Origin of the sequence: Enterococcus sp. FSL R5-0957, assembly GCF_038008005.1 — a bacterium.
GTDB lineage: Bacteria > Bacillota > Bacilli > Lactobacillales > Enterococcaceae > Enterococcus_B > Enterococcus_B faecium.
In genome coordinates this window covers 1,208,726-1,223,948 of record NZ_JBBOYG010000001.1, presented here as the reverse complement: position 1 = coordinate 1,223,948, position 15,223 = coordinate 1,208,726, and the positions used below count along the sequence as shown (strand labels likewise).

The 15,223-nt window shown below is 34.5% G+C and carries 11 protein-coding genes and 6 pseudogenes; 8 read left to right on the top strand and 9 right to left on the bottom strand.

All coding sequences use genetic code 11. The annotated features are described in order from the left end of the window. Window positions 1-36 precede the first annotated feature (36 nt). From MKX69_RS05880 to MKX69_RS05865, 4 genes and pseudogenes are all read left to right on the top strand, one after another. Window positions 37-290 (top strand): annotated as a pseudogene (locus tag MKX69_RS05880) (hypothetical protein). Between the two features lie 69 nt (window positions 291-359). Further along, complete coding sequence (locus tag MKX69_RS05875; protein WP_002339228.1) at window positions 360-605, top strand: helix-turn-helix domain-containing protein; 246 nt, start codon at window positions 360-362, stop codon at window positions 603-605. Window positions 606-680: 75 nt separating this feature from the next. Further along, window positions 681-1,046: a TIGR02328 family protein gene (locus tag MKX69_RS05870; protein ID WP_002296662.1), complete on the top strand. Its 366-nt coding sequence runs from the start codon at window positions 681-683 to the stop codon at window positions 1,044-1,046. A 582-nt stretch (window positions 1,047-1,628) separates the two neighbouring features. Further along, a complete protein-coding gene (locus tag MKX69_RS05865) occupies window positions 1,629-2,588 on the top strand; it encodes an IS30-like element IS6770 family transposase (protein ID WP_341009267.1) in 960 nt (319 codons plus the stop codon). A gap of 635 nt (window positions 2,589-3,223) precedes the next feature. Here MKX69_RS05865 and MKX69_RS05860 read toward each other — a convergent pair. Continuing rightward, window positions 3,224-3,424, bottom strand: a complete 201-nt coding sequence (locus MKX69_RS05860) for a cold-shock protein (protein WP_002293303.1) — start codon at window positions 3,422-3,424, stop codon at window positions 3,224-3,226. A gap of 383 nt (window positions 3,425-3,807) precedes the next feature. Between MKX69_RS05860 and MKX69_RS05855 the strand changes: the two genes are divergently transcribed. Next, window positions 3,808-3,957 (top strand): hypothetical protein, encoded by a 150-nt coding sequence (locus MKX69_RS05855; protein ID WP_002296658.1) that lies wholly within the window; start codon window positions 3,808-3,810, stop codon window positions 3,955-3,957. A gap of 206 nt (window positions 3,958-4,163) precedes the next feature. Here MKX69_RS05855 and MKX69_RS05850 read toward each other — a convergent pair whose 3' ends face one another. Continuing rightward, window positions 4,164-4,877 (bottom strand): HAD family hydrolase, encoded by a 714-nt coding sequence (locus tag MKX69_RS05850; RefSeq protein WP_081156677.1) that lies wholly within the window; start codon window positions 4,875-4,877, stop codon window positions 4,164-4,166. Further along, window positions 4,870-5,538: pseudogene (uxuA, locus tag MKX69_RS05845) on the bottom strand (mannonate dehydratase); the annotation flags it as partial. The pseudogene uxuA and the gene MKX69_RS05850, both read right to left, overlap by 8 nt. On the opposite strand from uxuA, the pseudogene MKX69_RS05840 reads away from it, so the two are divergent. Next, window positions 5,526-5,872, top strand: a pseudogene (locus MKX69_RS05840) (MurR/RpiR family transcriptional regulator); the annotation flags it as partial. The pseudogenes uxuA and MKX69_RS05840 overlap by 13 nt on opposite strands. Before the next feature lie 242 nt (window positions 5,873-6,114). On the opposite strand, the pseudogene MKX69_RS05835 reads toward MKX69_RS05840, so the two are convergent. From MKX69_RS05835 to MKX69_RS05825, 3 genes and pseudogenes are all read right to left on the bottom strand, one after another. Further along, window positions 6,115-6,855 (bottom strand): annotated as a pseudogene (locus tag MKX69_RS05835) (IS3 family transposase); the annotation flags it as partial. 42 nt (window positions 6,856-6,897) lie between these two features. Then, window positions 6,898-7,783: pseudogene (locus MKX69_RS05830) on the bottom strand (IS30 family transposase). Between the two features lie 197 nt (window positions 7,784-7,980). Then, on the bottom strand, window positions 7,981-8,235 hold the full coding sequence (locus MKX69_RS05825) for a transposase (RefSeq protein WP_000199136.1): 255 nt from the start codon (window positions 8,233-8,235) through the stop codon (window positions 7,981-7,983). Window positions 8,236-8,760: 525 nt separating this feature from the next. Here MKX69_RS05825 and MKX69_RS05820 point away from each other — a divergent pair. Further along, on the top strand, window positions 8,761-8,967 hold the full coding sequence (locus tag MKX69_RS05820) for a DUF3955 domain-containing protein (protein WP_002296638.1): 207 nt from the start codon (window positions 8,761-8,763) through the stop codon (window positions 8,965-8,967). A gap of 201 nt (window positions 8,968-9,168) precedes the next feature. On the opposite strand, the gene MKX69_RS05815 is transcribed toward MKX69_RS05820, so the two are convergent. From MKX69_RS05815 to MKX69_RS05805, 3 genes and pseudogenes are all read right to left on the bottom strand, one after another. After that, on the bottom strand, window positions 9,169-10,170 hold the full coding sequence (locus MKX69_RS05815) for an alpha/beta hydrolase (RefSeq protein WP_341009265.1): 1,002 nt from the start codon (window positions 10,168-10,170) through the stop codon (window positions 9,169-9,171). A gap of 22 nt (window positions 10,171-10,192) precedes the next feature. Continuing rightward, window positions 10,193-12,071, bottom strand: a pseudogene (locus MKX69_RS05810) (alpha/beta fold hydrolase). Between the two features lie 167 nt (window positions 12,072-12,238). Next, window positions 12,239-12,745, bottom strand: coding sequence for a cysteine hydrolase family protein (locus tag MKX69_RS05805; RefSeq protein WP_341009263.1), 507 nt, complete (start codon window positions 12,743-12,745; stop codon window positions 12,239-12,241). Between the two features lie 1,173 nt (window positions 12,746-13,918). Here MKX69_RS05805 and MKX69_RS05800 point away from each other — a divergent pair. Further along, window positions 13,919-15,045, top strand: a protein-coding gene (locus MKX69_RS05800; RefSeq protein WP_172892721.1) for an IS3 family transposase whose coding sequence is annotated in 2 segments (ribosomal slippage) — window positions 13,919-14,147 and window positions 14,147-15,045 — 1,128 coding nt in all. Because the reading frame shifts where the segments join, the coding sequence is not laid out codon by codon here. The last annotated feature ends 178 nt before the right edge of the window (window positions 15,046-15,223 follow it).

Genomic DNA, 15,223 nt, shown 5'->3' with positions numbered 1-15,223 from the left:
ATCTTTTATTATATGAATCGTTGAGGAGTCCGTTACATGATTACGTTGGTGAGAGTTTTGTTTTGGGTGCCTGCGGTCGCACTGGTCGCAAGTATTGTTTATCTTATGAATTGAACAAAGAACGGTTTTATTTAGCTATTTTGACTCTTCCGGCTATCTACTTTATGTGGAAAGTTTTTAATTACAACTACTTTGAACCCGATAGTGTTTTTATAGAAGAATTATCAGGACTGGTTTTGTCTTTATTGATCGTCATTCTTTATTTGATACGTTTAAATAAAAAACATTGAGTACTATTGATTGCATGTGTAGCTTTCTATAGTCATTATAACTATTCTACTATAATGAAAGGTGATTAAATGAGTATCGAAGAAGCTATTTTACTGGATACTTTACGTTGTCGTCTGAATTTCTTAAGAACTGGCCGATCTTTATCTCAAGTAGCTGTTTCTAGCGCGTTAAGTATTCCTTTATTCAAATATCGTAAGTACGAAGAAGGAGAAGAAATTCCAAGCATCATTGAATTAATCTATATCGCTGACTTTTACGATATTTCCGTTGATTACCTAATTGGTCGCTCAGAAACAGCAAGCAGACTTAAGTGATTTTTTCCAGCCTTGGTGCTGGTTTTTTCATTTAACGTCTAAAGTTAACAATCTATATATAAAGGAGATATTTCTATGCGATTATGGCATGAAAAATTGATTTCAAAGCTTCCTCGTCAACAGCTTTTAGGACAACATCGGGAATGCTGTGCATTAAGAGGAAATGGCTGGGGAAAGAAACATGCTACTGTGGATTATGTTTTTCACTATTCTCCTTATAGATTATTCCAATATCATCAGCTTGTCATGGATGAAATGGAAAAACGTGGTTACAGCCCAGCACCAGAGTGGAAAAATCCTATGTATCGTGGCAAATCATGCGAAGCATTTTTTGATTTACCTACTGTAGAGCGCAACGTGCCGATTTATCCGGAACACGATGAAGTTTATCTAGCAGAATGTTTAGCAAATTTGGAGCAAAAAGGAATTTATCTTACCTAATATAACTAGAAAAGCCTTCTATCTCCTCTTACTTCATTAAAAAGCTTTAACCATCTTAGATCAAGCTAAAATGTCGTAAGTTTTAGGGTTATCTTCATCCTCACGTGCAAAACTAAAAGCGTACTCTAGTTTTGGTTCATCGCCAGCTTCCCTAGACATAAATGAACATCTCCTGACGTGGTTTAAAGGTACCGCATCTTCGACGTCTGCATACGATGCACAGCACAGTTTGCTTCTTTTGATCTTTCTTTTGATTTTTCTGTTGCTTCTTCTACACCTTCTTCGATTACTACATCGATGCTTACAATTGCTTCTGCCTAATATTCCCATGCATCGTCGATTTAAGCCTCTGTAGTCACTGTGATCGTTTCCACATTTTAACTCCTCTGTCGTGGCTTCAGTTGATTTTGTGATCAGTTCAGTTGCTAAGCCAGAGTCAGAACAACCTGCCATTGCTAGCGTTAATATTGATAGTAAAAATAGTTTTTTTATCATAAGGTTACCCCCCTGAAAATAGACTAAAATAATAACGCTTTCTTTTTTTGTTTTCAGACGAAAGAAAACAAAGGAGTGTAACCATAAATGACCTACAAACATCTTACCATAGACGAACTGACAATGATAGAATCATATTATCTTCAACATAATAAGCCGGTTGAAATCGCTAACCGAATGGGACGTGCTATGCAAACTATTTATAATGTAGTCAATAAGTTCAAGCAAGGTAAGACTGCTCTTGATTATTGGCACCAGTATAAAGAAAATAAGAAAAAATGTGGTAGAAAAGTCATTCAATTACCTGCTCATGAAGTAGATTACATTAAAGAGAAAGTCACTCTTGGTTGGACGCCTGACGTCATTATCGGGCGAAAAGAAAGACCTGTTTCATGCGGTATGAGAACACTTTATCGTTTATTTTCTAAAGGAATATTTGATATTGACACACTACCGATGAAAGGTAAAAGAAAACCCAATGGCCATCAGGAAAAACGGGGAAAACAACAGTATCAGCGCTCAATCCATGATCGACCTGATAATTATCCTGATTTCAATTCTGAGTTTGGTCACCTTGAAGGTGATACGATCGTTGGCATTCATCATAAAAGTGCCGTCATTACTTTAGTTGAAAGATTATCTAAAGTCATTATCACGATTAAACCCAACGGCCGTAAGGCATTAGATATTGAAACTGCCCTTAATCAATGGTTTTCTCGCTTCCCTAAAAACTTCTTTAAATCTATTACGTTTGACTGTGGAAAAGAATTTTCTAACTGGAAAGCCATTAGTAACCAACATGATATTGATATATATTTTGCGGACCCTGGAACACCTTCTCAACGCCCATTAAACGAGAATTCTAACGGGATTCTGCGTCGTAATGGACTGCCGAAATCAATGGATTTTAGAGAAGTGAATCAGACATTTATTTCCAGTGTCAGCAATCAACGTAATCATATTCCAAGAAAATCATTGAATTACAGAACACCAATCGAAATATTTTTGAGCTATGTACAAGAAGCATTTTATTCTAGCTTAATTTGACAAATCATATTTCTAAATATTCTTTAAAAAAATTTATAACTATTATGTCTTTTTTAATATATAACACAGTTATTTTTAAAAAATAAGAATGCTAAATCACTTTACAATAACGGCGAAAGCACAAAAAACAAAAAAATTATTACGTTATTTAAAAAATAGATGAAAGATCAGGTTTTATTAGATCTCATTCTTTCATCACTTGAAGGGATTTAATGAACTACTTTTTCCTCTTTGTCGTTTTTATATACTCGTATTCCTTCAAACAGTAGGATAGCCTCTTTCAATGCTTGATATTTGAACTGTCCGTTACTTAAAAATTTAGATGTGCCGCCCTCTTCCTAGAACATATTCTTTTTTACTTTTTCATTAATTGACAGACCAATCGAACGAAACTGTAAATTTCGATAGGATAATGATTGGTCAAACTCATTCATTTTCAAGACATCTCGTTTCATATTCAAGATAGGAATCTTTTTATCAACATCACTTTATTCGTATTTTCCTCTACCATAAAAGCTTCACGCTCCACAAAATTGTTTTATACACTACTATTCAGCCCATTCAACGACCAATGAATTTTTTCGTACAAAAAAACCGTCTTTTCTTTCGAAAAGACGGTTAAAAGTCAATTTTTATTAAGCTTTAACAATGTTTGTTGCTTGAGGGCCACGTTGACCATCTTCAACATCGTAAGACACTGCTTGGCCTTCTTCTAAAGTTTTGAAGCCGTCACCTTGAATAGCTGAGAAATGTGCAAATACATCATTTCCATCTTCACCAGTGATAAAGCCAAAACCTTTGTCTGCGTTGAACCATTTTACTGTACCGTTATTCATAAATAAATTCCTCCTGATACGTATCAATGTACGTTTTTTCGTTGCAATAAATATTTGATAGGCAAAAGGAGTTTTATCTATGTAGATATATCGCTCAAATTACGTTTCAAAATAGATTACTCATTTAATATATCATGCTTTTTCTAATAACACAAGGATAATGCAATGAAATATAAAATTCATTGTCTTCTATTGTCTTCGAATCGAAGAAAAAGTTGAATAACCGCGTTTGATTCATTTTTTGTTTTCTTGTTTATTTGCTTTTTGACTTTAAAATTTCTTAACTATGAAAACCTTTCAATTGGTGGTATACTTATAAATGGAATTTCGTTATCAACGCGTTCGTTGCCTTTCAGCAAGTATTTAAAGAAAGGAGAATGGCTATGACATTCTATAACAAAGATATACAATATCGAGTAACCTTGGATACAGATTTGAATCTATTTGTCGTTTTTGACAAAGAAAATACCAATCATGTAGCGACAGGTGTTACAATCGAACAAGCAGTGCAAGAATTAAAAAAATCTGCATAAGGAGTGGAAACCCTCATATGGACGATTCTCGTTCTTCTCTTTAAACGCATCTACTGGTAGATAACAGTAGATGCGTTTTGTGTTTGTTCTAAATTGTTCACTACAAATAAGGTAGATACTTCAAAATAAAAAATTACTTCTTTTTCATCTGTTCCCTCAGTCGTGCAGGACAATAAATAAAGAGGACTAGAAAATAGTCCTCTTTATTAGAGATACAACCCTTTACTTTCTAAAAATCGTTTTGCTTGATGCAGGTCATAAAATTCATAGTCTGCTTTATTGGATTCATATAAACTTACATCTACTTTCAACTTATGCTTCCCATTATGATCGGGCAACCCTATCAAATGATCTTTGATGAGAAAAGACAAAATGCCCGCTCGCCTTGCTGCTTCGATCCCTGCAATCGAGTCTTCAAATACAAGTGCTTCACTTGGAGAAATATTCATTTTTGAACAAGCTTTCAAAAAGATTTCTGGTTCCGGTTTTCCTTTTTCCACGTCATCTCCCGAAATGATTTGTTCAAAAAAATCGTATAGATTTTCCATTCTTAAATACATTTCTATTTTCTCGCGTGTATTAGACGAGGCCACGATTGTATGGATTCCTCTTTCTTTTGCAAAAGATAAAATTTCTTCTGCTCCTTTTTTCGTATATACTCTCTTATCTTCTTTCACGATTTTTTCTTTATATTGATTGATTGCTTCTCGCCATTTGATATATGGAACATCTTCTCCGTACAAAATGCCCATTTGTTCTCTTATCGCCATTTCTGTTTGGCCAGTTAGTAAATAATAGACTTCCTTACGCATTTCATAATCATACTTTTGTGCTGATTTTACATAAGCACGATAAGCTAAACGTCCAGTTTCTAATAAAAGGCCATCCATATCAAAGATGAAGAGCTTGATTTTATTCATAATGCTCTCCCAGTGGTTTTTCCTTACTTATCGCCTCATATAGACCTTGCATGTAAGTGAGTCCCATTGCACGATCATACAGGCCATATCCAGGCATAGCCACTTCACCCCACACGGTTCTACCATGATCAGGGCGTATAGGACCGTCGAACCCTTCTTGCACCAACGCTTTCATAATATGATACATATCAAGGGAGCCTTCTGTAGAGGGATGTGCCGTTTCTTTGAACTTTCTTTCTCCTAAAAACTCCACGTTTCTGAAGTGGACAAAATGGATGCGCGAACCTACCTCATGGATGATTTCAACTAAATCGTTTTCCGGATTTGCCCCTAAAGATCCTGTGCACAGCGTTAGTCCATTATATGGAGAATCTACTGCATTTAGAATTTTCTTCAAGTCGCCAAGATTTTTCGTCACTCTAGGAAAACCAAAAAGTTCCCATGGCGGATCATCTGGATGGATAGCCATTTTTACATCTGCTTTTTCGCACACTGGAATCACTTTTTCTAAAAAATAAGTCAGATTTTCAAATAATTCTTCTTCGGTCATTCCTTCATACAGTTTTTCCAGCTGAGCGAATTTTTTCAACCGTTCTTCTTCCCAACCCGGCAATTTGAATCCCTTTGACTGGCTGTGTATCAATTGATATTCAATTGATGGAAGCTTCTTTATTGACGGAAAAAGACTGTGCTGTTTTGATTTCTCACACAGGGCAATCAAAAGAAACAATCCATATTGCTGAAACCGTAAGAAAAACTGGAGCAAAAACAATCGTTATTACTAGCCAAGCTAATTCTTCCTTGCTAAACTTGGCGATGTCGTTTTTATTTCTATTTCTGAAGAAACAGAATTCCGATCTGAAGCTTTAGCTTCCCGTATTTCTCAACTAAGCATTTTGGACTCTCTATATGTGATTTTGATGTTTTACAACGAAAAAGAATCACGTCGTTCTATCGCTAAAGTTCGACATACGATTTCTGAAATCAAAGAATAGCACCATAACATAAAAAGCGAAAAATCCATAAAACCAAAAAAGCCACTACCAAATATTTGGTAGTGGCTTTTTTGGTTCTGCAAGGGTGGTACAGAACATCAATAGTCGGTGGGTTAGAACGTATGTCATCGCATCTTTGGAGAAGGTTGTATTGGTATTATTCGAGTTACTTGTTAGATGCGATAACAAAGTTAGTATACTGGATTTGAGTCAATATCTTGGACACATTTTAGTAGAGACGGTTAAGCCATTTTTTCTTTTGCTAATTCTTCAAATTCCTGTGGGGTTAGATAGTGAATCGAGCTATGGATTCGATTTCGGTTATAAAATCCTTCAATGTAGCTAAATAGCGCTCGATTTGCTTCTTCAAAATCTGAGTAGCTAGTCGTGTAGACTTCTTCTTTTTTCAATGAGGCATGGAAAGATTCGATTCCAGCATTATCATAAGGTGTTCCTTTTCTACTATAAGAATGCCTTATTTTGTTGGTTTTAAGCCATTGTTCCACTTCTCTTGCTGTGTATTGGCTGCCCAAGTCAGTGTGTAGAATCATTCCTTCTGGAATGTGATAATGTATTTTTGCTTTATTCAATGTTTGAATGACACAATCCACAGTCATTCGTTTTGAAAATGTATAACTAATAATTTTTTTCGTGTGTAAATCCATGATTGAAGATAAGTAACACCAACCATTTTTCTTAGTAGGAATGTACGTAATGTCAGCTGCCCATTTCTCACAGATCGTTTCAGTAGAAAAGTCCTGATTTAAGAGATTCTCTTTTGAAATGATCGGTTTATTAGACCTTTGAGGTCTATATTTTTTAACTACAATCGACCTTAAATTTAATTGTTTCATTAGCTTTTGGACATGTTTAAGAGATACTGAAATCCCTTCTTTTAATAAAACTTGATGGATCTTTGTGGCACCATAGCGTTGTTTATTCGTAAAAAAAATTGTTGAAATCTTCTTTTTCAACTTATTATTTCTGATTTCTGTAGCTGTCAACGGTTTATTCTTTATGATTTGTCAAATTAAGCTAGAATAAAATGCTTCTTGTACATAGCTCAAAAATATTTCGATTGGTGTTCTGTAATTCAATGATTTTCTTGGAATATGATTACGTTGATTGCTGACACTGGAAATAAATGTCTGATTCACTTCTCTAAAATCCATTGATTTCGGCAGTCCATTACGACGCAGAATCCCGTTAGAATTCTCGTTTAATGGGCGTTGAGAAGGTGTTCCAGGGTCCGCAAAATATATATCAATATCATGTTGGTTACTAATGGCTTTCCAGTTAGAAAATTCTTTTCCACAGTCAAACGTAATAGATTTAAAGAAGTTTTTAGGGAAGCGAGAAAACCATTGATTAAGGGCAGTTTCAATATCTAATGCCTTACGGCCGTTGGGTTTAATCGTGATAATGACTTTAGATAATCTTTCAACTAAATTGAAATCAGGATAATTATCAGGTCGATCATGGATTGAGCGCTGATACTGTTGTTTTCCCCGTTTTTCCTGATGGCCATTGGGTTTTCTTTTACCTTTCATCGGTAGTGTGTCAATATCAAATATTCCTTTAGAAAATAAACGATAAAGGGTTCTCATACCGCATGAAACAGGTCTTTCTTTTCGCCCGATAATGACGTCAGGCGTCCAACCAAGAGTGACTTTCTCTTTAATGTAATCTACTTCATGAGCAGGTAATTGAATGACTTTTCTACCACATTTTTTCTTTATACTGGTGCCAATAATCAAGAGCAGTCTTACCTTGCTTGAACTTATTGACTACATTATAAATAGTTTGTATAGCACGTCCCATTCGGTTAGCGATTTCAACCGGCTTATTATGTTGAAGATAATATGATTCTATCATTGTCAGTTCGTCTATGGTAAGATGTTTGTAGGTCATTTATGGTTACACTCCTTTGTTTTCTTTCGTCGGAAATACAATTTGAGTGTACCATAAATGCCTTTTTATTTTTCTAACTTAATTTTACAATTCGCGCTTATAAAAATAATAGACACTTCTAGGGATTTCTAATAACCGACACAACAAAGAAACAGTGTAATCCTTACACCATTTTTCAATAAATTGAACAAGCGAATTTAGGTTTTCCGAGAGAATATGGCTGCGGCTTTTTTTAAGATTTCAAGTTCCTCATTTAAACGAGCATTTTCTTTTCTCAGTTCAGCTACTTCTTTTCCAGTCAGTCCTGTGGACTGATCAGGTAAATATAAATTCTTCCATTTGTAAATCGTTGCTTCAGATAAGCCATATTCTTTCGCTAACCCTCGAACAGAACGTCCAGTTTGATTCAGTTCAACAATCATTTGTTTAAAATTTTCTTCATATCGGGTCATAAAAATTCATCCTCTCGTAGATAAGTTTAATTTATTCTTGTCTCTACGAAAAGCTGTCTAAGATTTGATACTAACACCATACAGTAGTAAAAAATTTATCTTTTCTTTTTTTATTATTTTTGTTTCTTATTTTCTAAAAAATTAAAAAAATTTTGGTAAATTAAGTATTTCCTTGATAACACTGGCTTTTGGCCTCATTTTAGGTTATCATTTGTAATTTTATTTCACAGTTGATATGATTGTTATGTAAAATAAAAAAGTTTAGGATACATCGAATTTTTGGGGAAATTCTTTTGGGGGTATCCTAAATCTTTTCTATTATATTCCCATATTTTCTATTATTGGTCTAGACGTATGATAGTAAACTTTGTAACTATCTGATTGCTGAATCATTAATTGCTTATCATTAGCCATCTTTGTTTCAAGTTCGCTGGATGATCATTTTATTCACATCCTAACAAACTTGTCACATTTATAGATTCTTAATCTATTTATCATACAATTATAAAAAAGGAGGTGCTGCTTATGAAAGCTATCCATATTTCTTTGCTTTTTTTCGCTAGTGCATTGATTTTATTTGCTATTCATCTTTGTTCCCAGCCTTATATCAATAACAACGGAATATTAGTGGAACCAGCATTCTTTTGCTTACCACTCGGCTTTTTGTCCCTTCTTGCCTCCGCAGGCTTCGGATTTGTTGCTTTTTTTAAACGATCAAAACAACAAATCTGACTTATAAAATTTACGTAAAAGAGATCGTGACAATAATCGTGTGATATTCCCAAATTTCGAATAAAAGGTGCCCCTTGCCATCTCTAACTCCTCAGTCACAAGTTACAATATTCATAAACCATGAAAAGCTTGTTTATTGAAATTGCTCCTTGTGACTTGGAGCTAAGTGACAGATTACAACCTCTTTTGCATCATAAGACTTTACTCCTTGAAAAACATTACTAACTTTTGATATGTTTCTTGCGCTTGTTTATTGCTGAAATCAAACTGATATTCATGGTTCAAAACAGCATTTTTCTCCGCATAATCTACTTTTGTGACTTTCACCCCCGCTTTCTCAAATACAGAAGTTACTTCTTCCATTTGTTTCGTAAACGTATTTGTATTTCCATCCGTTAAGAATGTGTTTTGCGTCCAACGATCCGCATGTCTGACCAAGGCTAAACTTTTGACCTTCTCTGATTGTTCAAAGTCCTTATTATCAAAGTAAGCCCATCCACATTTTTCATAAAGAAAGCTAGAGATTTTATCACTTACTTGAGTAAATGCAGAAGGATCCAACAGACCAGACAAAGAAATAAACTTCGTAATCTGCTTGTTCTCCAAAGTCGGATCAAGATGATCAGCTTTTTTAATTTCTTCATTTTGAAGTGCTAACAAATATTCTCCACTAATTTGTGCACCTGCCGAATCTCCACCAATCGAAATATTCGACCAATCTGCTTGATCTTTTATCTCTTTTTTAGCTGCTTGAATGGCTTCGTTCAATTGGATAACTGGTGTAGGATGTTTTGCTTCCGGTGATCGTTCATAATCTATATTTACGATGATTTGCTGCGTGTCTGAACATAGATATTCCAAATAATCACGACAATCATTTTTATCCCCTCCTACATATGCGCCTCCATGCATCCAGAAAAGAATCGGTAACTTTTTCTTTTCCACTTTCGGTGCGTAGATATCCATATTATTATTTTTGTATTTTGAAGGATAGGATATTTCTTTTTTTATATCGATTTGTTCGATTTTTTGCTGGAAATCATCTGGTCGGGCATATACTTGTTCTTTTTCACTTGTGTCAAATTGTTTTCTAATAAGCAAGCTAATCGGCTTTGGTGTGATTTGATTAATCAAAAATACAGTGACTAAAATAACTACGATGATAACTGGCACTGCAATCACTATTCGCTTGAACCATTTCATTCATTTACCCTCTCTTTCTTCGTCAAATCCATGTGATAATCGTGCTAACAGATAAAAATTCACCTGAATAAATGAGAAGCGAATTTTTCTTTTCTCCAGTTTTCGGCAACATTCTTTTTTTGTACTTTCACTGTCATCTGAATCGGTTGCGTATCATCACTTGATTGATCCTCTCGAGGTTCATTCTTTCCCTTATTGTCTGCATTCTCTGTCGGATCTTGCTTTTTTGGTGGAGCTACTGGGATTTTTTTATAATGGTAAATAATAGTTGGTATCGTCTCATTAAAAACCCCTTCAGTCGGTCCTTCAACATTTGCTAATTCGTATCCTTCGAATGTCTTTTGCTCTGTCATATAATTCTCTCCATAAGCTCCGTAAAGCTGGATTTCGTCCTGGTCTTTGAGTAGACTTTTATTGTTTTCATCCACATACTTTACGTTTATCTGATCATGGAACACTACTTTCAAAAAGTCCGTTACATGTTTCGTGTAGGCAGCATGGTCAACTTCCTGTGCCCTTCCATGCCCTGCTCCTTCTACTAATAAAAGATCTTTATACCCTCCTGATAACTCATATAATTTTTGCGCGTTAGACACAGGTACTACATCATCTGCTGTTCCATGGATAATCAATTTAGGCAATGAATCTGACATTCCAATCGTAGGTAGAGCAGCTTTTGTATCCAAATGCATCTCCTGATCAAAATAGTATTGTTTCAAAAGGCCCATAAATAAATCTTCATGCTCTTGATCCCCAATGATGTCTAACTGATTTTTTATGGCATCCGGTAGTGCGGGGACTACTGTCTGGCTGTACGTAAAACGTAGTTGTTCATCAATTGATGCAAATCCGCATTTTCCAATAATTCCTTTGACATTGACAGGAATATCTTTCGCTAATACAGACATCATCGTAGCTGCTCCCATCGAACCACCATAAAGTAAAATCTTTTGAGATGGCCGCTCTCGAACTTCTTGATTTATCCAGTAAAGGACGTCATCTGACTCATATTGTCCATAGGTCACATAATCGCCTCCGCTATTACCAGTCGCTCTGGAATCAACAAAAAATAAATTATACCCGGCCTTATAAAAATCATTGTATTCTTCTGTAACGATCCCGTTATTCCAATTCCCTCGAAATCCGCCATGGATCATGACTGTTTTATCTGAACCTTGATCGACATAATATGCATATACATCCATCATTTTGCCATCTTGTTTGTTTAGTACAGTCTGATGAAGTTGTTTTGTATTTGGATAGAAGCCTGTGTTTTCTGTAGGCGTCGTACCATCATCTGTACCTCCAAGCATCGACATCAACACACTATTTTTAGAAAAAGCGATATCATACAATAGATAAGTAGCAATCAGATGTTTGATAATCTCTTTATCTACACCATAATCCTTACCAAAAAGCTCACTTAATACTAAACCTATTAGTCGTGCGTTAATTTCTTCTACTGGTCCATTAAATATTTCTGTCATCTGTTTACCGAAGTAATTCAAATATTCTTTACCATTGAAATTTTCGCCTTTACCGATATCATCATTTTCTGTCCCATTCTCTTTGTCACTTACTTTAGCAGAAGAGGATTCGTCGTTTGACGTTTTTGTAGCTGTTGCTTCTTCTGTTTGTTGGTTATCTGTGGTAGCGGTCGTTTCTTGATCTGTGCTAGTAACAGATGTCTCAGCCGTTGTTTCAGTATTTGTTTCTGTTTGTGAAGTACTCGATTTCGTTTCATTTCCAGCATCAGTAGTTTCTGTGGTTTCTACCTCCCGAGATTCCGATTCGGAAGAAATGCTCTCTCCATATACTGACCATTGCGGGACGCTTGTACTTACAGTAAATAAGATGACCAACGCTCCCTTTAATACTTGTTTTGTTCTCAAGCTATTCACTCCTTTTTATGTTTCTAGGAGAATTATATGTAAACGCAAACATTTTTTATACAAAAAGTAAACGGTTTATCCCATAAAAATAGAACAGGATTATTTTCTCATTTTACGTAATAAAGCAGAATGGATAAACCAGTATTCATTCTGCTTTTTTTAAACGAAGAAACAACTTATTGCTCCAAAAATGTCAGAAATCGCTTATCCCAAATTTTCTCGTAAAAAGCGATTGTTTCCTTTGCTTTCATAAAAGGATTATCATAAGTTGTTGTTACTCCTCTACACATCATAAGTTGATATCCTAATCCATGAGCAAACTTCACAGTCGTATCTATACAATACTCTGCTTGTGCCCCACATAATTCGATCGAATGACAGTCCAATTCAGTTAATAAAACACTCAAATTAGTCTTATAAAATGAATTCGCATGGGTTTTTCTCACAAAATAACTGTGCTCAGGAATAGATAATTCCGACAATAGCTCCCATGGTTTTGTTTGTGGCACTAATTGATCATCTTCGTGTTGAACGAAAATAACTGGCTTTCCAATCGTTTCGTATGTTTTGATTCTTTTATTCACTAATGCTGTCACTATTTCTAATTCGTGTATCGGTGAAGAATCAAAACATACCCCTTTTTGTAAATCGATCACTACTATTGCGTCGGCTGTGTTTGACATACGTATGCCTTCTTTCTTTTTTCTAGTTCTTTCTTCTAATGATGTTTCGTTTACTACTATTTTCCATTTTATGGTTAGAAATCAAAAAAATATATTCCATTTTCTGATTTTTTTATTGGGGTTCCTTTGATAGCATTTCTTATCTCGTTCGTTCCTTTATACGTGACAACATTTTCTTATTTTACACCTATAAATGGCACTTTTCGACTATTTCTTCATGTTATTATTTCATAAATATTTAGCTATTGGAGGAATGTATCATGATTAAATTATATACAGGTTCTGGTTGCTCGTCTTCTAGACGCGCAAAACGTTGGCATGTTTAAAGAAAAACCATTTATAAAAGATATCTTGAAAAGATAGAGAAAACAAAAAACAACCACTTTCAGTTGACTACTGAGCAGTTGTTATCTTATGAAGTAAAAACTATTATACTATCATTCTATCACTAATTCTTTTCTTTATTCTCCATGTCTCTTTTTAAAGCTTTTATGTCGAGTTTTAATAAAATCAATCAATTACTTCTATACTAATAGATCAATGTCCACATCTTTTTGAACCAGTAGGTACCTTACTACTTACTATGAAATTTCTCAAGTATTAAAAACATCAAAAACATATGCTCTGCTGCCTGTATCATAATAATTAAAATAGATACAACTAATTTTTGTTTCTTTCGTCTAAAGGATAATTTTTAGGCAATACATTCTGTTTACTAGCACGTCAAATGACACTAGCGATTATGACTTCAAAACAACTGTTTGTGATTTTTTCTCTTTTAAAACAAGTCACATGTTATATTAAATTCGTAAATACGTATATTACAATTTATTTTAAGAGGCGGACATCAAGAAAAATATTATTAAAAAGTTTGCTATTATCAACCTTGTTACTAACTTTTGGATCAACAATTCTCCCAACTGGAATTGTTTTTGCTAGCGAACAAAATATCATCAAAAATACTAGTTATTCTAACGATGATAACTTGAATGTATCTATAGAAAAGACGAGAACGGTCGTCTTATGGTAGTAAAAATGGAAACAAAAGCTCGTGCTAATGTTGCAACGTGGGAAGCATGGCAATATCCTCATATTGGTGTTAGTATCAAATCTTAGACAGCTTTTCGTAGAGACAAGAATAAATTAAACTTATCTACGAGAGGATGAATTTTTATGACCCGATATGAAGAAAATTTTAAACAAATGATTGTTGAACTGAATCAAACTGGACGTTCTGTTCAAGGGTTAGCGAAAGAATATGGCTTATCTGAAGCAACGATTTACAAATGGAAGAATTTATATTTACCTGATCAGTCCACAGGACTGACTGGAAAAGAAGTAGCTGAACTGAGAAAAGAAAATGCTCGTTTAAATGAGGAACTTGAAATCTTAAAAAAAGCCGCAGCCATATTCTCTCGGAAAACCTAAATTCGCTTGTTCAATTTATTGAAAAATGGTGTAAGGATTACACTGTTTCTTTGTTGTGTCGGTTATTAGAAATCCCTAGAAGTGTCTATTATTTTTATAAGAATAAACCGTTGACAGCTACAGAAATCAGAAATAATAAGTTGAAAAAGAAGATTTCAACAATTTTTTTTACGAATAAACAACGCTATGGTGCCACAAAGATCCATCAAGTTTTATTAAAAGAAGGGATTTCAGTATCTCTTAAACATGTCCAAAAGCTAATGAAACAATTAAATTTAAGGTCGATTGTAGTTAAAAAATATAGACCTCAAAGGTCTAATAAACCGATCATTTCAAAAGAGAATCTCTTAAATCAGGACTTTTCTACTGAAACGATCTGTGAGAAATGGGCAGCTGACATTACGTACATTCCTACTAAGAAAAATGGTTGGTGTTACTTATCTTCAATCATGGATTTACACACGAAAAAAATTATTAGTTATACATTTTCAAAACGAATGACTGTGGATTGTGTCATTCAAACATTGAATAAAGCAAAAATACATTATCACATTCCAGAAGGAATGATTCTACACACTGACTTGGGCAGCCAATACACAGCAAGAGAAGTGGAACAATGGCTTAAAACCAACAAAATAAGGCATTCTTATAGTAGAAAAGGAACACCTTATGATAATGCTGGAATCGAATCTTTCCATGCCTCATTGAAAAAAGAAGAAGTCTACACGACTAGCTACTCAGATTTTGAAGAAGCAAATCGAGCGCTATTTAGCTACATTGAAGGATTTTATAACCGAAATCGAATCCATAGCTCGATTCACTATCTAACCCCACAGGAATTTGAAGAATTAGCAAAAGAAAAAATGGCTTAACCGTCTCTACTAAAATGTGTCCAAGATATTGACTCAAATCCAATATCCCAGTAAATGCAGTCGCTCGACTATAAGACAAAAATTGTAATAGCTGGGTAGGATTTTACAAACGAACTGGCTATGACGGAGTGAGAAGAGCTGTGACCACTGATTATAAAATAGAGTAAATAATACAAAA